This window comes from Cognatiyoonia sp. IB215182, assembly GCF_033963905.1.
Classification (GTDB): domain Bacteria; phylum Pseudomonadota; class Alphaproteobacteria; order Rhodobacterales; family Rhodobacteraceae; genus Yoonia.
The window spans coordinates 186,895-211,343 of the sequence record NZ_JAXBMB010000005.1 but is presented as its reverse complement, the minus strand read 5'-3'; the positions used below and the strand labels follow the sequence as shown (position 1 = coordinate 211,343).

Sequence of the window (24,449 nt, the reverse complement as noted above, 5' to 3'; positions counted from 1 at the left end):
ACCGACTTCACGGTAAGACGACGCGCTCCACCTCGGTGGGTTGCCGAACATCTTCGGCCATCCGCGTCAAACCCTCTGCGAAAGAGACTATTGGCGACCAGCCCAATAGTCGTTTGGCCTTACCAATGTCAGGGCAGCGGCGGGTCGGGTCGTCAACGGGGCGGGGTTCGAAAACGATCTTACTGCGGCTCCCGAAATGCGCGTTCACGGTTTCGGCGATTTGCAGGATCGTCATCTCGACCGGATTGCCAACGTTGATGACCTCTCCTTTTGCGGCATCCATAAGACCCATCCGCATCAGCGCATCGACCGTATCGCTGACGTAGCACAAGCTACGGGTCTGACTGCCGTCGCCATAAATGGTCAACGGTTGCCCGGCCTTGGCCTGAGACATGAAGTTGGGGATGGCGCGCCCATCACCGGCGGTCATGCCCGTCCCGTATGTGTTGAAGATGCGCGCGATCCGAATGTCGGATTGCCCGGTGCGCCACGCATCCATCAGCAGCGTTTCCGCGGCCCGCTTGCTTTCATCATAGCAGGCACGCGGGCCCACTGGATTGACATTGCCCCAATCGGTTTCGACCTGAGGATGGTGTAGCGGATCGCCGTAGACCTCGCTCGTTGAGGCCTGAACAAACGAGGCCCCGCAATTCTGTGCGTGGTCCAGCAAGTGGAACGCGCCGAGCACGTTGCTCTTCCACGTGCCAATCGGGTCCGCCTGATAATGCCTTGGTGACGCGGGACTGGCGAGATTGAAGATGACATCTGTCGGGGGGAGCACGTGGTTTTCACTGATGTCATCGGTTTGTGTCGTCAGATGGCTCACAAAGCGGGCGCAGAGCGCCTTCATCGACGCCTCTTCGCCAGTGGCGTAATTGTCAACGACATGCACCGTTGCGCCGGCCTCAAGCAGCGTGGTCACTAAGTGCCGTCCGATAAACCCGGCACCTCCAGCGACCAGAACCGATTTGCCCGACCAGTTTTTCATCGCCTCGCCTCGCGCGCTTCAATCGCTTCGGCGGCAACGCGGGTTTCGCTTTCGAATGTGAGCGCGCGCGCCACGGCTTGCCCGTTTGCAGCGATCTCGCGCGCTTTGTCGGGGTTGGTCTTGACCCAATCGATCTGTGTGGCCAAGTCGCCTAGGTCTGTACGGATGGGCACGTAATGCTCCCACGGGATGAGCTTGTGGTAATACCATTGGTAGTAGCCCATGGGGCTGCCCACCTTCAGCACGCAGCAACCGAGCTTCAACCGCTGCATGAAGTTGTTCCATGCATTGGTGAACCCGTCGATATCGACGGCATATTTCATCCCGCTCCAATCATGGGTGGGGATGAAATCGGCGACATAGCCTGCGTCTTCGATCAGCCGACCATAATCGTGGTCGGGACAGGCCACGAAACGAAAGTCGATGTCCAATTCGCGGCTTTTCATGGCCATGCGCAGGCGTTGATTGACGGCCGGATTGTCGATCAGCTCTGGTTCGAGCGAAAAGACCCCGGTGCCATTGGGGCGCCCGCGCCAGATGATCTCATCACTCCGGTCATCCCAATCAAGCGCTTGCTCAGCCGCGAAGGCATCTGTTTCGGCATAACCCCGATCACGAAAGAAATAGACGTCTGGCAAGGGCGTATGTCTGTCAGAGCTCACACTGAACTTGTAATCTGCCCCGGTGGGAAGATTGCCGTCTGACGCGTTCACGACAATCTGCTTGATGTCGGAGGATGTTTGATTGAACCAGTAAGAGTAGCAAGCTATTTTGTTTATTACTTCAACAAGATAGCCCCATCGGTGACTTTCGTTAACCAGTGCGACGATATGATCTGCTCGTTTCCTGACCAGGACAACATCGGTTGGTGCAGGCGGTTCTGCGGACGGTTCAATCGTCACTTTGGGCGGTGTGACGCCCGCCTTGGAGAACTGTAGATAGGTTTCGTTCAGAATACGTTTGCGCCGCCTCAGCTTTCTTCTATGCGCGTTCAGCCGTTTTTTTGCATCCGCAATTGGATTGAGCACTAGGAAGGTCCATTCGTGGGCTCTGCGGCAATATCGGCATTGCCTGCAGGTATCAGGTTCCCTAGGGGTAGCCGTGTCGGCTGGTGGGCTCAAGCTGGTTTTGTTGCTGCTGTCACGTAGTTAACCGACAAATCACTGTCCGAGATAGACCAGGAAAAGCTGGGAAGACTGAACACAAAACCTTGTCGATCAACCGGGGTTAGCCCGGCTTTTTCCAACATGGCTTCAAGTTCATCGGGCGCGATAAACTTGCGCCAGTCATGGGTTCCTTTCGGCAGCCAGCGCATCACATGCTCAGCGCCCACAATTGCCATTGCAAAGCTTTTGGCGGTGCGGTTGATGGTTGAACAAATGTGGATACCGCGGGGGTTCAAGAGGTTTTGACACGCTGTCAGGAAGGCCTGTGGGTCAGCCACATGTTCGATCACCTCCATGTTCAGCACCACGTCGAACGTTTCACCGGCTTCTGCCAGCGCTTCGGCTGTTGTGTGCCTGTAGTCGACATCCAGCTTGGATTGCGCCGCATGAATTCTGGCCACCTCGATATTTCCTTCGGCCGCGTCAGCACCGACAATCGTCGCACCAAGCCGTGCCATCGGTTCGCACAAGAGTCCGCCGCCGCAACCGATGTCGAGGATGCGTAGATTTTCGAACGGCCGGGGCTTCGTCAGATCGCGCCCAAACTCAGCGGCAATCTGGCTGGTGATGTAGTCGAGCCGCACTGGGTTCATCGTGTGCAGCGGTTTGAACTTCCCGTTGAGGTCCCACCATTCGGCCGCCATTGCCTCAAACTTGGCAATTTCGGATGTATCGACGGTCGTGGATGACATTTATTGGCCCCGATCTGTGCAGCAATCATGGTTTCTGCTTTCAAGACAGGATATAACCCGCGCATGGATAAAGTCGTAGGACAAAAGCGCATCAATGCGCATCTTTACCAGCCCATTGATCCCTTTGATCAGTGGATGCTGGATGTGGGCGATGGCCATCGCATTTATGTCGAGCAATGCGGCAACCCTGATGGTGTCCCGGTTGTAGTGCTGCATGGCGGTCCGGGCGGTGGCTGCAGCCCGGCGATGCGCCGATACTTTGACCCCGATATGTTTCGCATCGTGCTCTTTGACCAACGCGGCTGCGGACGGTCACGGCCCCATGCGAGCGTCGAGGCGAACACGACCTGGCATCTTGTCTCGGACATCGAACAGATCCGCGAAACACTGGGTATCGACCGGTGGATCATTTTTGGCGGGTCATGGGGTGCGACGCTGGCGCTGATCTACGCGCAAACGCATCCTGATCGTGCTGCGGCACTCACACTGCGCGGCGTGTTCCTGATGACAAAGCCAGAGCTTGATTGGTTCTATGGCGGCGGTGCGGGCAAGTTCTGGCCCGAGCTTTGGGCGCGCTTTGTCGATCTGATCCCTGCTGATGAGCAGTACGATCTGATTGCTGCCTATCACCGGCGGCTGTTTTCGGGGGATATCCCGATAGAGACACGCTACGCCCGTGCCTGGGCATCCTGGGAAAATGCACTTGCCTCTATCGACAGTGACGGCGTGACTGGCGAAAGCCCCGCTGACTATGCCCGGGCCTTTGCCCGGCTTGAAAACCACTATTTCCATCATCAGGGCTTTTTGGATGAGGGGCAGCAAATCCTGCACCCCGACCGGATGACCCGCATTGCCAACGTTCCGGGCGTTATTGTTCAGGGCCGTTACGACATGATTTGCCCGCCGATTTCGGCGCATAACCTGTCCAAGAAATGGCCACGATCCCGGCTGACGCTGATCGGTCGTGCCGGTCACGCGTTGTCGGAACCGGGGATCAGTGCCGAACTTGTGCGCACGATGGATATGATGGGTGCGCAAAGGGCCAAGCTGGGCCTTTAGGGTTTACAGGTGAAAATCTACCGTTAAAGTTCACGGCACTAACGGGGAAACGTCAACTTGGGCAATGTCCTAACGATTATTTTCCAGCGCATCGCGTTGGGCGCGCTGACTTTGCTAATCGTCTCGGTTGTCATCTTTGTGGCGGTTAACTTGCTTCCCGGCAATTTTGCACAAGCGATTTTGGGTCAGGGTGCGACACCTGAAGCAGTCGCCGCCATTGAACGTGATCTGGGCCTCGATCAGCCGATGGTTGTCCGATATTTCGATTGGCTGGGTGGCATATTGCGTGGCGATTTCGGGTCAAGTTTTGCGCAGGCGAATTTCGCAAATTTCAGTGGGACGACGTCGGGTGCGACAACGGTGGCGGAACAGATTGCGCCCCGCTTTGCGAACACCATGTTTCTGGCCCTTGTCACGGCGGCCATCGCAGTGCCGTTCTCGATCTTTCTTGGCATTCTGGCAGCACTTTATCGCAACACGGTCTTTGATCGCGCGACGAACATCTTCACGCTATCGTCGATCTCGAGTCCCGAATTCTTTCTGGCTTACATTCTCATCCTGTTTCTTGCGGTGCTGAACCCGATCCTGCCATCGCTGTCGAATATCTTTGAGGGGATGGCATTCAGTGACCGACTGATCGCATCGATGTTGCCGGCCTTGACCCTGACCCTTGTGGTGACGGCGCATATGATGCGGATGACGCGGGCGGCGATCATAAACCTGCTCGCGTCGCCTTATATTGAGATGGCACGGCTGAAAGGCCTGTCACCCATGCGGGTGATCGTCAAACATGCCTTCCCAAATGCTCTGGCGCCGATCATCAATGTGATTGCCCTGAACCTCGCCTATCTGATCACGGGTGTGGTCGTGGTAGAAGTTGTGTTCGTCTATCCCGGCATCGGGCAGCTTTTCGTGGATAGCGTCAAGATCCGCGACATACCTGTTGTGCAAGCCTGCTGCCTGATCTTTGCGACGGCCTTTATCCTGCTCAATCTCACAGCCGACATCATGTCGATCTTGTCGAACCCGCGTCTGAGGCATCCGAAATGATCTGGTTTGCCGCAACCCTTGTCGGGATGGCCGTGCTGGCATGGGGTTTTCGGTTTGCAGGTCAAACGGTCACCGGCAATGCGCCCGCATTCCGGGACATGTCTTTTGGCGTGGCTTATGGCTACATTCTGGGTGTTGCCGTCCTCGCTTGGCTGATCTGGGCCTATGTCCAAGGGCGCAGTCCCGATCCACAGGTCGCCAACAAGTTCTTCTTTCTTCGCGTGGCAATTGAAGGGTTCATCCTTTTTGCGATTGCTGCATGGCTTTTCCGCCTGCTTGGTCGCAACGTAGGGACAGCAGGCAGCAAGAAGATGTTTCGATCTATGCCGCTGACGGCCTCCTTTGGCGTGCTGGTTATCTTGATCTACGCAGTGCTTGCGATCTTTGCCGGCGCCATTGCGCCTTACGGGCAAGAGCAGATCATTCCCGGCGTGGCTGCCAATATCGTGCCCGGCGGCGATCCTGCCATGGGTGGCAATCCCGATTTCCCGCTGGGCACCGACCAGATTGGGCGCGATATTCTGAGCCGCCTGATCTATGGTGCGCAAAACACCGTTGGCATCGCCTTTGCCACGACGGTTCTGGCGTTCCTTTTGGGTGGCACATTTGGTTTTCTGGCGGCAACGCTGGGCGGCTGGCTGGATCAAGTTCTGTCGCGGATGGTCGATGTGCTGATGGCGATCCCGTCGCTGATCTTCGCACTGCTTTTGATGACGATCGCAAGCGTCTGGGCGCCCGAACTGGGCATTCCCCTGACCGTTTTCATGGTCGTCATCATTGCAGTCATCGACAGCACACGTGTCTACCGCTTGTCGCGTGCAGTGGGGCAAAACATCGTGGTGATGGATTATATCGAGGCGGCGAAGTTGCGCGGTGAGGGGCTGGGATACCTGATGTTCAAGGAAATCCTGCCGAATGCGACGGCACCGCTCCTCGCCGAATTTGGCCTGCGCTTCTGCTTCGTGTTCCTGACGATTGCCGCTTTGTCATTCCTCGGCGTGGGCATTCAGCCGCCCTTGGCCGATTGGGGCACGATGGTGCGTGATCTGGGTGGATTCGTGAATTTCGCGGCCTTTGCACCATTGGCGGCAACCGCTCCATTGCTGGCGGCAGGGGCGATTGCCCTGCTGACGGTGGCGGTGAACTTCGTGGTGGACTGGATGCTCTACCGCTCATCGGGGTTGAAGGAATGAGCGACGCACCTCTTGTCAAAATCCGGGACATCAAGCTGGAAGGGCGCAGCGATGAGACCTGGATGCCGATTATCAATGGTGTTGATTTGACGCTCGCACGCGGTGAGGTTTTGGGGCTCATCGGCGAATCCGGTGCGGGAAAGTCGACATTGGGCCTTGCCGCCATGGGTTATACCCGCGACGGCGTGCGGATCAGTGGCGGTAGTGTGGAGTTTGATGGCATTGACCTGCTGACGGCCTCTGCCGCCACCAAACGCGCCTTGTTGGGCAAACGGATCGCCTATGTGGCGCAATCTGCGGCGGCGAGCTTCAACCCTGCGCACAAGCTGATTGACCAGCATGTCGAGGGCCCGGTGCAGCATGGCGTGATGCAGCGCAGCGAAAGCGCTGAGGATGGGATAGAGCTTTATCGCAAACTCCGCCTACCAAACCCTGACGAGATCGGGTTCCGCTATCCGCACCAGGTCTCGGGCGGGCAATTGCAGCGCTGCATGACCGCGATGGCGATGTCGTGCCGCCCGGACCTGATCATCTTTGATGAACCGACAACGGCATTGGACGTGACCACACAGATCGAGGTTCTGGCCTCGATCAGGGATATTGTGGAGCAGTTTGACACGGCCGCGATCTATATCACGCATGATCTGGCGGTCGTCGCGCAGATGGCGGACCGCATCAAAGTCTTGCTGAAAGGCGATGAGGTCGAAACCGCCGATACCCGCACCATGCTGGCGGCCCCCACACAAGAGTACACCAAGTCGCTGTGGGCCGTGCGCAGTTTTGAACGCCCTCGCAAACCGGCGGTTCAGACCGGTGCTGTGCCGGTTGTCAGCGTCCAGAATGTTGATGCGGCCTACGGCAAGATACCCGTGCTGCACGATGTCAGTTTTGACTTGCATGCGGGCCGCACCGTTGCCGTTGTGGGCGAAAGCGGATCGGGCAAATCGACCACGGCCCGTTGCATCACGGGGCTTTTGCCGCCCAAATCCGGGCAGATCCTGCTGGATGGCGATGTGCTGCCGCCCGATTATCGCAAACGGACCAAGGATCAGCTGCGCCAGGTGCAGATGATCTATCAGATGGCCGACACAGCGCTGAACCCGCGCATGTCGATTGGCCAGATCATCGCCCGGCCTGTTCAGTTTTACCTGGGTCTGACCGGGGCCGCACGGCGCAAGAAGGTCGACGCGCTTCTTGATCAGATCGAACTGGAGCCGTCGAAATACTACCACCGACTGCCATCAGAACTCTCTGGTGGCCAAAAGCAGCGCATTGGGATCGCGCGTGCCCTTGCGGCTGAGCCGAAATTCATCATCTGTGATGAGGTCACCTCGGCCCTGGATCAGCTTGTCGCCGAAGGCATCCTGCGTCTTCTGGCCCGTCTACAGGATGAGCTGTCGCTGACCTATATGTTTATTACGCACGATCTGGCCACGGTCAAAGCCATCGCGGACGAGGTTGTGGTGATGAAGGATGGCCGCGTTGTGGAACAGGGCGAAAAGGCCGAGATGTTCACGCCGCCCCATCATGCCTACACCGATCTGCTTTTGTCATCGGTGCCGGAAATGGACCCAGATTGGCTGACCAATCTGCTGGCGGAACGCGGAGTTGATAACATCGGCGATGCGGCAACTGATAAGATGTAACCAGAATCACCAGACTTGGTGAAAGTTAAGCGGGTGTTGGGACACCCCGCAAAACCAACAGGGAGAACGACAAGATGAATGGAATTAGTAGACGCGGTCTGTTGAAGACGGGTGCTGCTGCTGGCGTACTGAGCCTTTCAGGCATGAAGCTGCGCGCCCAGACACGCGGGGGCAAACTGACAGCCGGTCTGGGTGGCGCGAACACATCCGACAGTTGGGATGGGCGCACCCATTCTGACCTTTTCATGATCGCCTCGGCTCACGGCACGGTTTTTGACTGCCTGACCGAAGTCGCTGCTGATGGATCGCTCAAAGGTGAATTGGCCGAAAGCTGGGAGGCCTCTGCCGATGCCAAAACCTGGACATTCAACCTGCGTCAGGGCGTGACGTTCCACAACGGGAAGTCGTTCGGCGCTGATGACGTCATTGAATCGCTGCAGATGCACGTGGCCGAAGGCGCAAAGTCGGCAGCACAGCCAATTGTCGCGTCAATTAGCGAAATGAAGAAGATCACCGACTTCCAGGTGCAGTTCACATTGGCCTCGGGGAACGCGGACTTCCCTTACCTGATGTCCGACTATCACCTGTTGATCTTCCCTGCGGGCCAGATCGACGAGGCGATCGCAAACGGGATTGGCACCGGTCTTTACCAAGTCCAATCCTTCGACCCCGGCGTGCGCATGGTCGCGACCCGCTACCCCGATCACTACAAGGGTGACGAAGCTGGTTTCTTTGATGAGGTCGAATACATCGCCATCAATGACAACACTGCTCGGATGAACGCGCTGATGACCGGTCAGGTTGATACGATCAACCGGATCGACTTCAAAACTGAGGCGTTGCTGAGAGCGAACCCGCAACTCCGCATTCAGGAAGTCACCGGTAACCAGCATTATACATTCGCGATGCTGACAGATACTGCGCCGTTCAACGATGTGAATGTCCGCCGTGCGCTGAAATACGGTATCAACCGCCAGGAAATGGTGGACAAAATCCTGCTTGGCCACGGGATGGTCGGGAACGATACCCCTATCGGACCTGCCAACCAGTTCTTCCATGCGGAAATGGAGCAGCTGGAATACGACCCAGATCAGGCAAAGTTCTATCTGCAGCAAGCGGGCCTCGATAGCCTGAACATCGACATCAGCGCGTCCAGCGCTGCGTTTGAGGGTGCTGTGGATGCCGCGCAATTGTTCCAGGCGTCGGCTGCGGCTGGGGGCATCAACCTGAATGTGGTGCAAGAACCCGCTGATGGCTATTGGTCCAATGTCTGGCTGAACAAGCCGTTCTCGGCCGTGTACTGGTCAGGCCGCGCGACCGAGGATTGGATGTTCTCAACTGCCTATGAGGCTGGCGTTCCATGGAACGATAGCCAATGGGACAGCAACGACTCTGCCCGCTTCCAAGAGCTGCTGCTGACCGCGCGCGCCGAACTCGACACCGACAAGCGGCGCGAGCAGTATTTCGAGATGCAGCAAATCCTGCGTGATGATGGCGGCGTTCTGGTGCCGATGTTTGCGAACTATGTCCAGGCCGTGAACAATCGTATTGCTTCACCGGAAACTGTTGGAAACCTCTGGCAGATGGACAACGCCCGCATGGCTGAGCGGTGGTCAGTCGCCTAAGCGAGCGACAGTAAGAAAACGCGCGAAACCCCGCCAGATCGGCGGGGTTTTTCGTGAAAAATGATGATCTTAACCACTTCTTAACCAACTGTTCAACGCAGGTTCACGTGGTGTCAATTAGGTTCAAATTGTTAGTGAGTGTTGTTGTAGACGTAGTTTCGAATACGAACTGGATTACAACGCTTTGACGCCCCGAAAGAGGGTTGTTGATCCGGGCTATTTTGTTTGGCTCTCGACGATCATCCTTTCGCGGTGATGTGACTTCGTATCGTCGGGCGCCACTGGCCGGACGACAAGTTCTGGCTGGGCCGAACCTTGTTCCCACGCGCCTCGACGATACGAGTTCCCATACGCTTCGTGCCAAATGCGAACGCGCATTGCCTTCCCTCTTGCAGACTCGCAGACGGTTCCGTATATGAGCGATGAAAGCGGCGCCTCGGCTTCCACCCCCAAGGCTCCACCGGGAAAGATCAACGGGCCGCGCGCCCGTTTTTTTGTGCTTATGAAAGATATGAACGATCTGATCGCCAAAGCGGCCATCGACCGCCGCATCGCCGAGATTGTGACCCCTGTCGTCGAGGACATGGGGTTCGAAGTTGTGCGCGTGCGGATGATGAGCGGGAAGGACACCGTGGTGCAGATCATGGTGCAGCGCCCCGATGGCCAGATTGAAGTGGATGAATGCGGGCAAATCTCGACAGCACTCAGCGCTGTTCTGGACGTCGAAGACCCCATTCTGGATGAATACAATCTGGAGGTCTCCAGCCCCGGCATCGACCGCCCGCTGACCCGGCTGAAGGATTTCGATCTTTGGCAGGGTTTTGAAGCGAAAGTGGAAACCGAACAGCTGATCGACGGGCGCCGCCGGTTCAAAGGACAGCTTGCCGGTACGGAAGGCGATGAGATTCTGATCACCATTTCCGAAGGCACAATTGGCCTGAAATTTGACTGGCTGTCGGATGCGAAACTTGTCCTGACCGATGAGCTGATCCGCGACGTTCTGCGCGGTCGCAAGGATGCGGGTCAGATCGACGAAACCCAGTTTGATGAGATAGAAACAATTATAGAAGGTGAGGAGAACACCTAATGGCGTATACGTCAGCCAACCAGTTGGAGCTGTTGCAAACGGCCGAGGCCGTGGCCCGCGAAAAGAATATCGAACCGGGCCTCGTGGTGGAGGCGATGGAGGAGTCGCTCGCCCGTGCCGCCAAATCGCGTTACGGCGCAGAGATGGACATCCGTGTGTCCATCGACCGCAAAACCGGCCGCGCGACCTTTACCCGTGTGCGCACCGTCGTCGAAGACGAAGAGCTTGAGAATTATCAGGCGGAGTTCACGGTCGAACAGGCCAAGCAGTATATGGAAAACCCAGAAGTCGGGCAGCAGTTCATTGAAGAAGTGCCGCCTGTCGAACTGGGCCGGATTGCCGCGCAATCGGCCAAGCAGGTCATCCTGCAAAAGGTCCGCGAAGCCGAGCGTGACAAGCAATACGAAGAATTCAAGGATCGCGCCGGGACGATCATCAATGCACTCGTCAAGCGCGAGGAGTATGGCAACGTCATCGTCGATGTGGGCGCGGGCGAGGCTGTGCTGCGCCGCAATGAAAAGATCGGGCGCGAGGCATATCGCCCCAATGATCGCATCCGCTGCTACATCAAGGATGTGCGCCGCGAACAGCGCGGGCCGCAGATCTTCCTGTCCCGCACCGCGCCGGAATTCATGGCGGAGCTTTTCAAGATGGAAGTGCCAGAGATTTACGAAGGCATCATTGAGATCAAGGCCGTGGCCCGTGACCCCGGCAGCCGCGCGAAGATCGCCGTCATCTCTTATGATGGTTCTATCGACCCGGTTGGCGCCTGTGTGGGCATGCGCGGCAGCCGTGTGCAGGCGGTTGTGAACGAGTTGCAAGGAGAAAAGATCGACATCATTCCATGGAATGAAGACATGCCGACCTTCCTTGTGAACGCGTTGCAACCTGCCGAGGTCAGCAAGGTGGTTCTGGACGAGGAAGCGGGCAAGATCGAAGTGGTTGTGCCGGAAGAGCAATTGTCGCTTGCCATTGGTCGTCGCGGCCAGAACGTGCGTCTGGCCAGCCAGCTGACTGGGCTCGACATCGATATCATGACCGAGGAAGAGGAATCCAAGCGTCGTCAGGCCGAGTTTGAGCTGCGCACAAAACTCTTCATGGAGACCCTTGATCTGGACGAGTTCTTTGCCCAATTACTGGTATCTGAAGGGTTCACGAACCTCGAAGAAGTGGCCTATGTCGAAATCGACGAACTTCTGGTGATCGAAGGCGTGGATGAGGATACGGCGGCTGAATTGCAGGCCCGTGCCCGTGACTATCTGGAAGAGCAGGCGAAAAAGGCGATGGAAGCGGCCCGTGCTTTGGGCGTTGAAGACAGCCTTGCCAATTTCGAAGGGCTGACGCCGCAGATGCTGGAAGCGCTGGGCAAGGATGGCGTGAAGACGCTGGAAGACTTTGCGACTTGCGCTGACTGGGAACTGGCCGGTGGATGGACCACCGTCGATGGCGAACGTGTGAAGGACGATGGTGTTCTGGAGCCGTTCGATGTGTCGCTGGAAGAGGCGCAGGACCTGATCATGACAGCCCGTGTGATGCTGGGCTGGGTTGACCCGGCGGATCTGGAGGCTGCAGCGGCAGAAGCCGAAGCTGCCGAAGCCGAGACCGAGGAGGCGGAGGCCTGATTTCAGGCCTCTGACAGGGCGACAGATGGCGCGGGGCGGCCATAACAAAGAACGCGGCGAGCCTGCGCGCAAGTGCATCGTCACGGGTGAGGTCCAGCCAAAGGCTGGGCTGATCCGGTTTGTTGTGGGCCCAGACAATCAGGTCGTGCCTGATGTGTTGGGCAAATTGCCGGGTCGCGGCATGTATGTGACGGCGGACCGGGCGGTTCTGGATCAGGCCACAAAAGGTCAGTTCGCGCGATCAGCCAAACAGGCCGTGACCGTGCCGGATAATCTGGCCGATCTGGTCGAAGGACAGTTGGCGCGCCGCGTCGTGGACCTGATCGCGCTCGCCCGAAAGGCCGGTTTGGCCGTGTGCGGGTTCGAGAAGGTCAAGGGCTGGCTCGCTGGCGGCGAACAGGTCCGTGTTCTGGTGCAGGCCTCTGACGGGTCAGAGCGCGGGAAGACAAAGCTTTGGACGCCCGAAGGGGCGCGATATTTCGGCTGCCTGACGTCAACCGAATTGGGTTTGGCATTTGGGCGGCAAACTGTGATACATGGCGCGCTTGCCACTGGTGGACTCAGCAATCGTGTTGTAGAGGAAGCCACAAAGCTGCGCGGTTTACGCGAAAGTGACGGGGGCGATGGGGCCTCCGGGAAGGATAAAGAAGCTAGATGAGCGATAACGACGGCAAAAAAACTCTGGGTCTGGGTGGTTCACGTCCAAGCAACGTGAAGCAAAGCTTCAGCCACGGGCGGACCAAGAACGTCGTGGTGGAAACCAAGCGCAAGCGCGTTGTGGTGCCCAAGCCGGGTGCGGCGAAACCCGCGGCCGGCGGGCGTGCGGCGCCTGTAGGTGGGGACCCGTCAAAGCGGCCTGCAGGTATCTCGGATGCCGAGCTGGAACGCCGCATGAAGGCGCTCGCCATGGCGAAGGCGCGCGAGGCCGAAGAGGCCGCAAAACGCGCGGCTGAGGAAAAAGCGCGCGAGGAAGAGCGTGCGGCGCGCCGGGCCGAGATAGAGGCGAAGGAAGCCGAAGATCGTGCCCGCGAGGAGCGCGCCAAGGCCAAGGCCGAAGAAGAAGAACGCAAGAAGGCAGAAGCCGCGCGCAAAAAGGCTGCGGCTGATGCGCCCCCTGCCGCTGCGGCTGTGCCGGGTGAGACCGCTGTTGACCGCCCGACCCGCGCCAAGGTGGATCGCGAGCGCGAGACCAAGACGGATCGTGGCAACAAGGCCAAGCCGGGCCGCTCTGACGATGGCCGCCGCTCTGGCAAGCTGACGCTGAATGACGCGCTGTCCGGTCGTGACGGTGGCCGTCAGAGGTCCATGGCCGCGATGAAGCGTAAGCAGGACAAAGCGCGCGCGAAGGCAATGGGCGTCTCTGCAGAGCGTGAAAAGGTCTATCGCGAGGTGGCCCTGCCTGAGGCGATCACCGTTTCCGAGCTTGCCAACCGCATGACCGAGCGTGTCGCCGATGTGGTGAAGGCGCTGATGACCAACGGCATCATGGCGACCCAGAACCAGACGATTGACGCTGACACGGCGGAACTGATCATCGAAGAGTTCGGCCACACCGTCGTCCGTGTTTCGGATGCAGATGTTGAAGACGTCATTCAGGCGGTTGAAGACAAGCCTGAAGACCTCAAGCCGCGGCCGCCAATCATCACGATCATGGGTCACGTCGATCACGGGAAAACCTCTCTGCTGGATGCGATCCGCAATGCGAAGGTGGTGGCGAGCGAGGCAGGCGGGATCACGCAGCATATCGGCGCCTATCAGGTGAAAACCGACAGCGGCGCGGTGCTTTCATTCCTCGACACGCCGGGTCACGCTGCGTTTACCTCCATGCGCTCTCGCGGGGCGCAGGTGACGGATATTGTGGTGCTTGTGGTGGCTGCAGATGACGCAGTCATGCCGCAGACGATTGAGGCGATCAACCACGCCAAAGCGGCGGAAGTGCCGATGATCGTGGCAATCAACAAGATCGATAAACCCGAAGCGAACCCCGACAAGGTCCGCACCGATCTGTTGCAGCACGAGGTCATCGTCGAAAAGATGTCCGGCGACGTGCAGGATGTTGAAGTCTCGGCCATCACCGGCCAGGGCCTTGATGATCTGCTTGAGGCGATTGCGCTGCAGGCCGAAATCCTGGAACTGAAGGCCAATCCTGATCGTGCCGCCGAAGGTGCTGTGATCGAGGCGCAGTTGGACGTGGGCCGTGGGCCTGTTGCCACCGTGCTTGTTCAGACAGGGACATTGCGTCAGGGCGACATCTTTGTGGTGGGTGAGCAGCACGGGAAGGTCCGCGCGCTGATCAATGACAAGGGCGAGCGCGTGAAAGAGGCTGGCCCGTCTGTTCCTGTTGAGGTGCTGGGTCTGAACGGCACGCCCGAAGCGGGCGACGTGCTCAACGTGGTCGAGACCGACGCGCAAGCACGTGAAATCGCGGAGTATCGCGAAAAAGCGGCGAAGGAAAAACGCGCTGCTGCCGGTGCTGCGACCACGCTGGAACAGCTGATGGCGAATGCTAAGGCGGACGAGAATGTCAGTGAGTTGCCCATCCTCGTGAAAGCCGACGTGCAGGGCTCTGCCGAGGCCATCGTGCAGGCGATGGAGAAGATCGGCAACGAAGAAGTGCGCGTGCGCGTGCTGCATTCGGGCGTCGGTGCGATTACCGAGACGGATATTGGCCTTGCCGAAGCCTCCAGCGCGCCGGTCTTTGGCTTTAACGTGCGTGCTAATGCCTCTGCCCGGAACACGGCGAACCAGAAGGGTGTCGAGATCCGGTATTATTCGGTGATCTACGACCTTGTGGATGACGTGAAGAAAGCGGCGTCTGGCCTGCTGTCTGCCGAGATCAAGGAAAACTTCATCGGTTATGCCGAGATCAAAGAGGTCTTCAAGGTCTCCAATGTCGGCAAGGTTGCGGGTTGTATCGTCACCGAAGGTGTCGCCCGCCGCTCCGCCGGTGTGCGTCTGTTGCGTGACAACGTGGTGATCCACGAAGGGACGTTGAAAACGCTCAAACGCTTCAAGGACGAGGTGCCCGAGGTGCAGTCCGGTCAGGAATGCGGTATGGCGTTTGAGAACTACGACGATATCCGCCCCGAAGACGTGATCGAAATCTTCGAACGTGAAGAGGTTGAGCGCGAGCTTTGATCAAAATGCCAGAAAGGGCGGCCAATGGGCCGCCTTTATTTTTTGGCAGGATAGTTTGAGCATCCGCTATCACGGACGGAGCGGCCATTGACCGATGCTGCTCGGATGTCGGCTTTCGCATTGAAAGCTAAATCAAAGCTCAAAGCCGCATGCTCATTTCATGCCACACCGTCCCACCGTGGTCTGAATTAGACGGTCTCAGGTATTCATAACCGAGCTTCTCATAGAGCCACACGTGATGTTCTCTGCACATCAAGTAGATCATTTCTTTGTCCATCTCGCGCATTCGGCCAATGAACTCATCCATCAGCGCCCGAGAGTGACCGCGCCCTTGCGCGGCAGGGTCGACGACCACGGACATGATGACAACATTCGGTGCACCGGGATCATGGCCGACGAGTTCCTTGAATTCCTCGTCTGACATTTCGACTTCATAAGCACATCCGCAATTGATAAAGCCGACGATCTTGCCTTGTTCCTCAAGAATGAGGAAACCATCGGGATAGACCTCGATCCTTTTGGATATCTTGTTGAGAGTTGCTGCTTCGTCGCCTTCATAGGCAGAAGTTTCGATCTCAAAGCATCGCAGTGCGTCAGATTGTCGGGCATTTCGGAACTTGCTCATGCAAGTGACTCTATGCGCGTTGTGTCAAGTTGCATATCCGCCATTGGTTGGGCCCGCAGCATTTAGCACTTAGGGCTCTTAGCAGACATACAAGAATCTACAACCAATCCCTAAGTATCGGGATCAGTGGGATGTCCGCCGCTGGCATCGGATAGTTGCGCAGTTGGTTGGGTTTCACCCATTTCAGGGTCTGCCCTTCCCGCGATTGCGGCGTGCCCTCCCATTTACGACAGGCGAAGAGCGGCATCAGCAGGTGGAAATCGTCGTAAGAGTGGCTGGCGAATGTGAGCGGGGCGAGGCAGGAGGCCCAGGTGTCGATGCCCAGTTCCTCTTGCAATTCGCGGATCAGCGCGGCCTCTGGGGTCTCTCCCGCCTCGACCTTGCCACCGGGGAATTCCCATAGGCCCGCCATGGATTTGCCTTCGGGGCGTTGCGCGAGCAAGACCCGTCCATCGGGGTCAATCAGCGCGACGGCGGAGACAAGCACCGTCTTCATGATCGGTAATCCGCGTTGATGCTGATATAGCCGTGGGTCAGATCGCAGGTCCAAACGGTGCTTGTCCCGGTGCCCAGCCCCAGATCTACGCCGATCTCAAGTTCCGCGTTCTTCATGTAAGCGCTCGCGGCCTCTTCCGAATAATCCGGCGCGCGCCAGCCGTTTTCGGCAACCGTGATGTCCCCAATCCGGATGCTCAGCCTGTCGTGGTCCGCCGCTGCCCCCGATTTCCCGACCGCCATGACAATGCGGCCCCAATTGGCATCCTCACCCGCAATGGCCGTTTTGACGAGCGGGGAGTTGGCGATGGCCATGGCCACCTGATGTGCGTCTGTGTCATGCTCGGCGCCCGTGACCTCGACCGTGACAAACTTCGTGGCCCCCTCGCCGTCGCGGACGACCTGATGTGCGAGGTCCAGCATAACCCGATGCAGGGCGGCGCTGAACGCCGCGTTGCCGGTGACATCCACGCCTGACCGGCCCGTTGCTGCGACAAGCAAAGTGTCTGAGGTGGACGTATCGCTATCCACCGTGATGCAATTGAAGGTCTTGGCGTTATGCGAGGCCACCATGCCCTGCAGTTCAGCCTGGCCGATCTGCGCATCGGTGAAGATGTAGACCAACATCGTCGCCATATCCGGCGCGATCATGCCAGAGCCCTTGGCGATGCCTGCGATGGTCACGGTCTCGCCGTCGATCTCGACCGTCGCGCTCGCACCCTTGGGGAACGTGTCGGTCGTCATGATCGCACGGGCGGCCTCTGCAATGGCACCCGCAGATTGGCGATCAGAGAGATCCTGCAGATTTGCGGTGATCCGGTCGTGCGGCAGCGGTTCGCCAATCACGCCGGTGGACGCAGTGAAAACGCGCGCGGCGGGCACGCGCGTGACCGCCGCAACGGCATCAACAACCGCGGCGGTGGCATTGGTGCCGTTCTTGCCGGTAAAGGCGTTGGCATTTCCGGAATTCACAAGGATCGCGGCGGCGGCGGATGGGTCACCGCCCAGCTTGGCCTGACAATCCAGCACAGGTGCGGACCGTGTGGCCGAACGTGTGAACACGCCCGCCACAGCAGTGCCCGGCGCCAACATGGCGAGCATAACGTCGTCGCGGCCCGTGTATTTGACGCCCGCTGCAACAGTCGCAAACGTCACGCCCGCGATCTCTGGAAGGTCCGGAAACCGATCAGGCGCCAGTGGTGACATGGCCATGCTGGCTCAGTCCAGAAGGTCGATACTGTCGATCAGGTTTGGATCGAACGCGCCAGCCTCGGGCTTGACCACCTCCTGCGCGGCGGCGAGCTCTTCCAGACGTGCGGTCACCGCGACCTCTTGCAACTCAGCGGTTAACTGGCGACGGGTCTGATCGAGAGTGGGCTGCGGTTGCACGCGCTTCTCTACGAGCGTTGCCACATGCCATCCGAACTGCGTTTCAAACGGCTCGGAGACACCGCCAACTTCAAGCGACGTGATGGCCTCTTCGAACTCCGGCACCATCGCACCTTCGCCAAACCAGCCTAGATCACCCCCGTTCGGGCCCGTTGGGCCGGTCGAGACATCGCGGGCGACATCGGCGAATGCCTGACCTTCATCAATACGCGCTTTGGCGGCGGCGGCCTCTTCCTCGGTCTCCACCAAAAGATGCGAGGCACGAAATTCCGGCACTTCCTCGGCATCGGCGAAGCGTTCATCATAGAGCGCCTGGATGTCTTCTTCGGTCACGGATGTCTCGGCGATTTCGGTGATCACGCTATTGGCGACCAGGGCGCGCCGTTCATTCAGCAGTGTATAGTCGATCCGGGGCGAGACGCTTGATGCGGAATCAGCAAGAAGCTGTTGCTGGATCAATTGGTCCACCAGACCATCGAACAGAACCTCATTCGGGAATTGCGCATATTGCGGCGGCAGGTTGGTGCGCGCGATGATGACTTCACCCAACGTTATCTCGGTCTCACCCACCGTGGCGACAACCGTATCGGCGGTCACATCCTGCGCAAAAGTGCTTGTCGCGGCCAGCAAAATGGCCGCTGCAGCACCCAGACCTGTAACTTGTTTCAGCATTAAACGATCCCTTGATTGGCCACGCTTGTGCGCGGCGTTGACACGGTAGAAACGGCCCCTTACATCCCATGAATGCCTTGAGGAGGCCGAAGCGCTATGTATTTCTGGCCCTTTCTATGTGGCCTGTGACAGGCCTACAAGCGACCTCCTCTCAAATAGATGTCAGACAGGTGCGTGACGCACCGCCGGAGAGAATATGCTGGGTATCGGAACGATCGCCAAAAAGGTTTTTGGCAGCGCGAATGACCGTAAGGTCAAAGCCGTCCGTCCACTGGTTGCACAGATCAATGCGCTAGAGCCCGAGTTCGAGGCGCTGTCTGACGAGGATATCAAACAAAAGACCGAAGACCTCGCAACGCGCGCCATGAAAGGTGAGAGCCTTGACGCACTTTTGCCCGAAGCCTTTGCCAATTGCCGCGAGGCAGCAAAGCGCGCGCTGGGCCTGCGCGCCTTTGACACACAGTTGATGGGTGGGATTTTCCTGCATCAGGGCAATATCTCGGAAATGAAGACGGGTGAGGGAAAAACGCTCGTCGCCACCTTCCCGGCCTATCTGAACGCGCTGACGGGCAAGGGTGTGCATATCGTGACGGTGAACGATTATCTCGCCCGCCGCGACGCGGAATGGATGGGCAATGTCTACAGCGCGCTTGGCATGACCACCGGCGTTGTGGTTCCACAGCAGCCTGATGCCGAAAAGATGGAAGCCTACGCTTGCGACGTGACTTATGCGACGAACAACGAGCTTGGCTTTGACTATCTGCGCGACAATATGAAATCCGAGTTGAGCCAGATGTATCAGCGCGACCACAACTTCGCGATTGTCGATGAGGTGGATTCGATCCTGATTGACGAGGCGCGCACGCCGCTCATCATCTCTGGACCCGCGCAGGACCGCAGCGAGATGTACGCCAAGATCGACAAGATCGTGCCCGATATCTCTGAAGAGCATTTCGAACTCGACGAAAAAACGCGGCAGGTCACCTTCACTGATGAGGGGAACGACTATCTGGAACAAAAGCTGACCGAGGCGGAACTGCTGCCCGAAGGTCAGACGCTTTACGACCCTGAAAGCACGACGCTGGTTCACCACGTCAATCAGGCGCTGCGTGCACACAAGCTCTATACGCGCGACAAAGACTACATCGTGCGTGACGATGAAATCGTTCTGATCGACGAATTCACGGGCCGCATGATGATTGGCCGTCGCCTGTCAGACGGTTTGCACCAGGCCGTTGAGGCGAAAGAAGGTGTGTCGATCAAGCCCGAAAACGTAACGCTCGCATCTGTCACGTTCCAGAACTATTTCCGTCTTTATGACAAGCTGGGTGGGATGACCGGGACGGCCGCGACCGAGGCAGATGAGTTTCAAGAGATCTACGGACTTGGCGTGGTAGAGGTTCCAACGAACCGCCCCATCGCCCGGATCGATGAGGATGATCAGGTTTACCGAACGTCCAAGGAAAAGTACGACGGCATTGTCGAAGAGATCAAAGAGGCGCATGCGACGGGCCAGCCGATCCTAGTCGGCACGACCTCTATTGAGAAGTCCGAATACCTCGCGGGCCTGCTCAAATCCGAGGGAATCACATTCAACGTGCTGAACGCGCGGCAGCATGAACAAGAGGCGCAGATCATCGCGGATGCAGGCAAGCTGAACGCTGTGACGATTGCGACCAACATGGCTGGCCGCGGGACCGACATCAAGCTGGGCGGCAATGTCGAGTTCAAGGTGCTTGAGGCCATTGCCAGTGATCCCGATGGCGATCATGCGGCGATCCGCGCGCGCATCGAAGCAGAGCATGAGAGCGATGAGCAAGCGGTCAAGGATGCCGGGGGGCTCTTCGTGCTGGCCACGGAACGTCATGAAAGCCGCCGCATCGACAACCAGTTGCGTGGCCGTTCAGGCCGCCAGGGTGATCCGGGGCGGTCGTCCTTCTTCCTGTCGCTCGAAGATGATCTGATGCGCATCTTCGGGTCCGAACGGCTCGACAAGGTGCTGTCGGGTCTGGGCATGCAAGAGGGCGAGGCGATCGTGCATCCATGGGTGAACAAATCGCTCGAACGCGCGCAGGCCAAGGTTGAAGGCCGCAACTTTGACATCCGCAAGCAGCTCCTTAAATTCGACGATGTGATGAACGACCAGCGGAAGGTCATCTTCTCGCAGCGGCGCGACATCATGGAGGCGCAGGACCTGTCTGATATCGTCAAGGATATGCGGGATCAGGTGATCGATGACTTGGTCGATCAATACATGCCGCCAAAAAGTTATGCGGATCAATGGGATACCGAGGCGTTGCAAGCGGATGTTCGGGAGATCCTGGGCCTTGACGTACCCGTTGTGGATTGGGCTGCGGAAGAGGGCGTCGATGACGACGATATCCGGGAGCGTCTCGAAGAAGCCGCCGACAAGTTCATGGCGGAAAAGGCCGAGGCTTTCGGTGATCAGACCATGCGCAGCGTCGAAAAGCAGCTTTTGCTGCAGACAATTGACGCTAAATGGCGCGAGCATCTCCTGACGCTTGAACACCTGCGCTCTGTCGTTGGGTTCCGTGGATATGCCCAGCGCGACCCGCTCAACGAATACAAGACCGAAGGTTTCCTTCTGTTTGAGCGGCTGCTGGACAGCTTGCGATCCGATGTAACGAAAAAGCTGTCGCAGATCCGGCCCATGTCGAAAGAAGAGCAGGAACAGATGATCGCCCAGATCCGCCAGCAGCAAGCGGCAGCCGCTGCAGCGGCCGCTGCCGCAGCGGTTCCTGGTTCTTCGACCGTCAAAGCTGGGCCAGCCATTGAAGGGTTTGACGAAAACAACCCTGATACATGGGGCAAGCCGGGGCGTAACGATCCGTGCCCTTGCGGGTCCGGCAAGAAGTTCAAGCATTGCCATGGGCGTCTTGCCTGATTGATGACATCATTCAAACACGCTAAGGTCATCGGGTTGTCCTTCTGACGTCACCGTTCTTTTCCAGTCTTCAGTGATCGGGCGGACAACGGAGCTGGGGATGTCGCGTTTGAGTACCATTAAAACGGCTACAATGACGTTATCTGTCGCGCTTGGGGTCGGCTTTGTGATGCAGGCTGGCCAGGAGCAGAGCGCGACCGCTGCCGAACCTGTTGAACGGCAAGACCTCAAATCAGTCCGCGTCATGACATTGCCGAAGAATAGCGCGGGCGAGGCCGTTTTCGGCGTGCCCGATGTCGTCACGACACCGCTTGATCATCGGGCCAACCGGCAAACCGTCCTGCCCGTCGACGCTGTCTATGCCGAGTTTGCTGTGCCCGAAATGGGGACCATTCTTGCAACGCCCATCCAGGGATGTACCGCGACGCTCAGGGCGGCGCCGGAAGAGGCGGCGATGGTGTCGCTTTACCTCATGGCGCCGTGCCACCAGGATACCGATTTCATGCTGCGGCATGAAGCCTTGGCCTTTACAGCGCGTACCGATGATGAAGGCGTGGCGTCTTTGGTGGTGCCGGCGCTTGCCGTTGAGGCAACATTTGCCGCCCTTTTCGAAAATGTTGAACATGCCCGCGTGTCGGTCAATGTGCCCGACGTGCGCATCTACGACCGGGCCATTCTGCAATGGGACGGACAGTACAATCTGCAGCTTCACGCGCTGGAAGACGGCGCATCAATCGGTGATGCCGGGCATGTCTGGTCAGCTTCCGTCCATGACGCGGAGGATGCCGTTGCTGGCGAGCAGGGTTTTGTCCTGCGCCTTGGCACAATGGAAGCAGACACACCGCGCCTAGCCGAGGTTTACACCTATCCAGCAGGCCATGATCGGTCGACATCGCAGACGATCCTTCAGTTGAGCGTTGCTGTAACCGAAGAGAATTGCGGCCGAGAGGTCGATACGAAGACGATCCAGACCTCCATGGGTGGCCCGTTACAGACACGTCAGATCAGTGCGGGTCTGCCAAGCTGCGATGCCGTTGATCAGGTCGTCGTGCTTGAGGATCAGTTCAGGGACTTCGCACTCGCCTGGCGTTAGCGGCCTGAGGGTCCCGCCTCAGATGATCCATTGGCGTCTTAGGTCTCGAACAAACCTTGCGCACGAAAGCTGAGTTCACAGGATTTCCCGATGATCAGATGATCATGCACCGTGATCCCCAGCGCCTTAGCAGCTGAAGTAATCTGCCGCGTCATCTGAATGTCGGCCCCTGACGGTGTCGGATCACCAGACGGATGGTTGTGAACAAGGATGAGCGAGGCGGCATTCAACTCAAGCGCGCGCTTGACCACCTCTCGCGGATATACGGGGACGTGATCCACTGTGCCTTGCGCCTGTTCTTCATCTGCAATGACCGCGTTCTTAGTGTCCAGAAACAGAATGCGAAACTGTTCGGTCATGCGGTGCGCCATGGTCGTGTGGCAGTAATCGAGCAACGCGTCCCAACTGGACACAACATGCCGTTGCATCACCTTTGCCCGGGCGAGCCTGTGGGCCGCCGCCTCTACAATTTTGAGCTCAACAGCCACAGCATCGCCAACCCCGTCGACTTGCCGCAATTGGGTGATCGGCGCTGAGAGAACGCGATTGAAATCCCCGAATTGATCGATCAAGCGGCGCGCCAGTGGCTTGACGTCTTGCCGTGGGATCGCACGAAAAAGGACGAGTTCAAGCAGTTCATAATCGGGAACAGCAGATGCACCGCCGTTGAGAAACCGCTCGCGCAAGCGTTTGCGGTGATCACGGATGTAAGATGGGGGTTTGCCGCTTGGCAGTGCTGCGACCTCGACCACTTCATCAAGATCAGCAAACAGGTTTCTTGTTTCGGCAAACTGAGACATGGGCTCAGCTTGCCGTCACTTTGGTTACTTTGCCGTTAACTCTTCATCGAGTCCCAAAAGCTTTTCACAGACGCGAAAAAGCTTGAGCCTTGCGGGTTGTTGTCCTCGCTCAGCTTGTCAAATTCGCGCAGAATTTCACGTTGCCGTGCTGTCAATTTCACCGGCGTTTCGACTGCCAGTTCAATGAACATGTCGCCCAACTGACCGCCGCGCAAAGCTGGCATGCCTTTGCCGCGCAGGCGCATCTGTCGCCCGGATTGCGAACCTTCGGGCACTTTCACCCGGCTGCGCCCACCATCGATAGTGGGGACTTCGATCTCGCCACCCAGCGCGGCCGTGGCGATGGAGACCGGCACACGACAGAACAGATTGGTGTTCTCACGTTCGAAAAGCGCGTGATCGTTGACCTCAATAAAGATGTAAAGATCACCGGTTGGCCCGCCGCGCATGCCTGCCTCACCCTCACCAGCCAGGCGAATACGCGTACCGGTTTCAACGCCCGCGGGGATGTTGACCGACAGCGATTTCTCTTTCTCGACACGCCCAGCGCCATTACAGACACGGCAAGGGTCTTTGATGATCTGGCCCAGCCCGTTACAGGTCGGGCAGGTCCGTTCGACGGTGAAGAACCCTTGCTGCGCACGCACCTTGCCCATGCCGTTACAGGTGGGGCACGTCTGCGGCTCTGACCCGCCTTCGGCACCAGTACCGTTACATGCGGAACAGCCAACGGCCGTCGGCACCGTGATCGTCTTTTGCAGACCGGCAAATGCGTCTTCGAGATTGATGCGCAGGTTATAGCGCAGATCATTACCACGTTGCGCGCCGCTGCGGCGTCCGCCACCGCGCCCGCCGCCCATGAAATCGCCGAAAAGGTCATCAAAGACGTCCGAGAACGCGCTCGCAAAGTCGCCTTGCTGGCCGCTACGCCCACCACCGCCCATGCCGTTTTCAAATGCAGCATGACCAAAGCGGTCATAGGCCGCCTTTTTATCAGCGTCTTTCAGGACCTCGTAAGCCTCGTTCGCTTCTTTGAACTGGGCCTCGGCGTCTGGGTTGTCGGCATTGCGGTCCGGGTGCAGCTCTTTCGCCTTCTGGCGATAGGCTTTCTTGATCGCTGCGGCGTCAGCACCTTTGGCAACACCCAAAACTTCGTAATAGTCACGTTTAGCCATGATACTTTTCCCCCTTGGGAAAGGAAAAG

20 protein-coding genes are annotated in these 24,449 nt (G+C 58.1%); 11 read left to right on the top strand and 9 right to left on the bottom strand.

The window, feature by feature from the left end:
* Positions 1-7: 7 nt before the first annotated feature.
* From SLH47_RS11825 to ubiG, 3 genes are all read right to left on the bottom strand, one after another.
* Positions 8-988, bottom strand: coding sequence for an NAD-dependent epimerase/dehydratase family protein (locus SLH47_RS11825; RefSeq protein WP_320239714.1), 981 nt, complete (start codon positions 986-988; stop codon positions 8-10).
* A complete protein-coding gene (locus tag SLH47_RS11820) occupies positions 985-2,016 on the bottom strand; it encodes a glycosyl transferase family 90 (RefSeq protein WP_320239713.1) in 1,032 nt (343 codons plus the stop codon). Before SLH47_RS11820 ends, SLH47_RS11825 begins: the two co-directional genes overlap by 4 nt.
* An 89-nt stretch (positions 2,017-2,105) precedes the next feature.
* The gene (gene ubiG / locus SLH47_RS11815) at positions 2,106-2,846 is read right to left on the bottom strand and encodes a bifunctional 2-polyprenyl-6-hydroxyphenol methylase/3-demethylubiquinol 3-O-methyltransferase UbiG (protein ID WP_320239712.1); all 741 of its coding nucleotides are present in this window, start codon (positions 2,844-2,846) and stop codon (positions 2,106-2,108) included.
* Positions 2,847-2,909: 63 nt separating this feature from the next.
* Between ubiG and pip the strand changes: the two genes are divergently transcribed.
* From pip to infB, 9 genes are all read left to right on the top strand, one after another.
* Positions 2,910-3,905 carry a prolyl aminopeptidase gene (pip, locus tag SLH47_RS11810; protein ID WP_320239711.1) on the top strand — a complete coding sequence of 332 codons (996 nt, stop codon included), beginning with the start codon at positions 2,910-2,912 and terminating at the stop codon, positions 3,903-3,905.
* A 57-nt stretch (positions 3,906-3,962) separates the two neighbouring features.
* A complete protein-coding gene (locus tag SLH47_RS11805) occupies positions 3,963-4,955 on the top strand; it encodes an ABC transporter permease (RefSeq protein WP_320239710.1) in 993 nt (330 codons plus the stop codon).
* Positions 4,952-6,148, top strand: a complete 1,197-nt coding sequence (locus SLH47_RS11800; RefSeq protein WP_320239709.1) for an ABC transporter permease — start codon at positions 4,952-4,954, stop codon at positions 6,146-6,148. Before SLH47_RS11805 ends, SLH47_RS11800 begins: the two co-directional genes overlap by 4 nt.
* Positions 6,145-7,794 (top strand): ABC transporter ATP-binding protein, encoded by a 1,650-nt coding sequence (locus tag SLH47_RS11795; protein WP_320239708.1) that lies wholly within the window; start codon positions 6,145-6,147, stop codon positions 7,792-7,794. Before SLH47_RS11800 ends, SLH47_RS11795 begins: the two co-directional genes overlap by 4 nt.
* Positions 7,795-7,868: 74 nt before the next feature.
* Entirely contained in the window at positions 7,869-9,419 is a 1,551-nt protein-coding gene (locus SLH47_RS11790; RefSeq protein WP_320239707.1) for an ABC transporter substrate-binding protein, read from the top strand.
* Positions 9,420-9,930: 511 nt separating this feature from the next.
* Positions 9,931-10,506, top strand: coding sequence for a ribosome maturation factor RimP (rimP, locus tag SLH47_RS11785; protein ID WP_320239943.1), 576 nt, complete (start codon positions 9,931-9,933; stop codon positions 10,504-10,506).
* Positions 10,506-12,128, top strand: a complete 1,623-nt coding sequence (gene nusA, locus SLH47_RS11780; RefSeq protein ID WP_320239706.1) for a transcription termination factor NusA — start codon at positions 10,506-10,508, stop codon at positions 12,126-12,128. Before rimP ends, nusA begins: the two co-directional genes overlap by 1 nt.
* A gap of 25 nt (positions 12,129-12,153) precedes the next feature.
* Positions 12,154-12,786, top strand: coding sequence for an RNA-binding protein (locus SLH47_RS11775; RefSeq protein WP_320239705.1), 633 nt, complete (start codon positions 12,154-12,156; stop codon positions 12,784-12,786).
* Positions 12,783-15,266, top strand: coding sequence for a translation initiation factor IF-2 (gene infB / locus SLH47_RS11770; protein WP_320239704.1), 2,484 nt, complete (start codon positions 12,783-12,785; stop codon positions 15,264-15,266). The genes SLH47_RS11775 and infB overlap by 4 nt, the downstream gene beginning before the upstream one ends.
* A gap of 139 nt (positions 15,267-15,405) precedes the next feature.
* Here the strand turns inward: infB and SLH47_RS11765 are convergent, their stop codons facing one another.
* The 4 genes from SLH47_RS11765 to SLH47_RS11750 all read right to left on the bottom strand — a co-directional run bounded on the left by SLH47_RS11765 (position 15,406) and on the right by SLH47_RS11750 (position 18,447).
* Positions 15,406-15,891 (bottom strand): GNAT family N-acetyltransferase, encoded by a 486-nt coding sequence (locus SLH47_RS11765; protein ID WP_320239703.1) that lies wholly within the window; start codon positions 15,889-15,891, stop codon positions 15,406-15,408.
* 97 nt (positions 15,892-15,988) lie between these two features.
* The gene (mutT, locus tag SLH47_RS11760; protein WP_320239702.1) at positions 15,989-16,387 is read right to left on the bottom strand and encodes an 8-oxo-dGTP diphosphatase MutT; all 399 of its coding nucleotides are present in this window, start codon (positions 16,385-16,387) and stop codon (positions 15,989-15,991) included.
* Positions 16,384-17,598: a bifunctional glutamate N-acetyltransferase/amino-acid acetyltransferase ArgJ gene (gene argJ, locus SLH47_RS11755; RefSeq protein ID WP_320239701.1), complete on the bottom strand. Its 1,215-nt coding sequence runs from the start codon at positions 17,596-17,598 to the stop codon at positions 16,384-16,386. Before argJ ends, mutT begins: the two co-directional genes overlap by 4 nt.
* A gap of 6 nt (positions 17,599-17,604) precedes the next feature.
* Positions 17,605-18,447: a peptidylprolyl isomerase gene (locus SLH47_RS11750; protein WP_320239700.1), complete on the bottom strand. Its 843-nt coding sequence runs from the start codon at positions 18,445-18,447 to the stop codon at positions 17,605-17,607.
* A gap of 196 nt (positions 18,448-18,643) precedes the next feature.
* Between SLH47_RS11750 and secA the strand changes: the two genes are divergently transcribed.
* Complete coding sequence (secA, locus tag SLH47_RS11745; protein WP_320239699.1) at positions 18,644-21,352, top strand: preprotein translocase subunit SecA; 2,709 nt, start codon at positions 18,644-18,646, stop codon at positions 21,350-21,352.
* 133 nt (positions 21,353-21,485) lie between these two features.
* A complete protein-coding gene (locus tag SLH47_RS11740) occupies positions 21,486-22,445 on the top strand; it encodes a hypothetical protein (RefSeq protein WP_320239698.1) in 960 nt (319 codons plus the stop codon).
* Positions 22,446-22,483: 38 nt separating this feature from the next.
* Here the strand turns inward: SLH47_RS11740 and radC are convergent, their stop codons facing one another.
* Positions 22,484-23,245 carry a RadC family protein gene (radC, locus tag SLH47_RS11735; RefSeq protein ID WP_320239697.1) on the bottom strand — a complete coding sequence of 254 codons (762 nt, stop codon included), beginning with the start codon at positions 23,243-23,245 and terminating at the stop codon, positions 22,484-22,486.
* A gap of 35 nt (positions 23,246-23,280) precedes the next feature.
* Positions 23,281-24,420: a molecular chaperone DnaJ gene (gene dnaJ, locus SLH47_RS11730; protein ID WP_320239696.1), complete on the bottom strand. Its 1,140-nt coding sequence runs from the start codon at positions 24,418-24,420 to the stop codon at positions 23,281-23,283.
* Between the last annotated feature and the right edge of the window lie 29 nt (positions 24,421-24,449).

What these genes read in the sequence shown, in the direction of transcription:
- SLH47_RS11750 (WP_320239700.1), bottom strand. Translation starts at nt 18,447, where the DNA reads ATGCTGAAACAAGTTACAGGTCTGGGTGCTGCAGCGGCCATTTTGCTG.
- dnaJ (WP_320239696.1), bottom strand. Translation starts at nt 24,420, where the DNA reads ATGGCTAAACGTGACTATTACGAAGTTTTGGGTGTTGCCAAAGGTGCT.
- ubiG (WP_320239712.1), bottom strand. Translation starts at nt 2,846, where the DNA reads ATGTCATCCACGACCGTCGATACATCCGAAATTGCCAAGTTTGAGGCA.
- secA (WP_320239699.1), top strand. Translation starts at nt 18,644, where the DNA reads ATGCTGGGTATCGGAACGATCGCCAAAAAGGTTTTTGGCAGCGCGAAT.
- SLH47_RS11825 (WP_320239714.1), bottom strand. Translation starts at nt 988, where the DNA reads ATGAAAAACTGGTCGGGCAAATCGGTTCTGGTCGCTGGAGGTGCCGGG.
- SLH47_RS11800 (WP_320239709.1), top strand. Translation starts at nt 4,952, where the DNA reads ATGATCTGGTTTGCCGCAACCCTTGTCGGGATGGCCGTGCTGGCATGG.
- SLH47_RS11740 (WP_320239698.1), top strand. Translation starts at nt 21,486, where the DNA reads ATGACGTTATCTGTCGCGCTTGGGGTCGGCTTTGTGATGCAGGCTGGC.
- rimP (WP_320239943.1), top strand. Translation starts at nt 9,931, where the DNA reads ATGAACGATCTGATCGCCAAAGCGGCCATCGACCGCCGCATCGCCGAG.
- mutT (WP_320239702.1), bottom strand. Translation starts at nt 16,387, where the DNA reads ATGAAGACGGTGCTTGTCTCCGCCGTCGCGCTGATTGACCCCGATGGA.
- argJ (WP_320239701.1), bottom strand. Translation starts at nt 17,598, where the DNA reads ATGGCCATGTCACCACTGGCGCCTGATCGGTTTCCGGACCTTCCAGAG.
- SLH47_RS11795 (WP_320239708.1), top strand. Translation starts at nt 6,145, where the DNA reads ATGAGCGACGCACCTCTTGTCAAAATCCGGGACATCAAGCTGGAAGGG.
- SLH47_RS11790 (WP_320239707.1), top strand. Translation starts at nt 7,869, where the DNA reads ATGAATGGAATTAGTAGACGCGGTCTGTTGAAGACGGGTGCTGCTGCT.
- pip (WP_320239711.1), top strand. Translation starts at nt 2,910, where the DNA reads ATGGATAAAGTCGTAGGACAAAAGCGCATCAATGCGCATCTTTACCAG.
- radC (WP_320239697.1), bottom strand. Translation starts at nt 23,245, where the DNA reads ATGTCTCAGTTTGCCGAAACAAGAAACCTGTTTGCTGATCTTGATGAA.
- nusA (WP_320239706.1), top strand. Translation starts at nt 10,506, where the DNA reads ATGGCGTATACGTCAGCCAACCAGTTGGAGCTGTTGCAAACGGCCGAG.
- infB (WP_320239704.1), top strand. Translation starts at nt 12,783, where the DNA reads ATGAGCGATAACGACGGCAAAAAAACTCTGGGTCTGGGTGGTTCACGT.
- SLH47_RS11765 (WP_320239703.1), bottom strand. Translation starts at nt 15,891, where the DNA reads ATGAGCAAGTTCCGAAATGCCCGACAATCTGACGCACTGCGATGCTTT.
- SLH47_RS11775 (WP_320239705.1), top strand. Translation starts at nt 12,154, where the DNA reads ATGGCGCGGGGCGGCCATAACAAAGAACGCGGCGAGCCTGCGCGCAAG.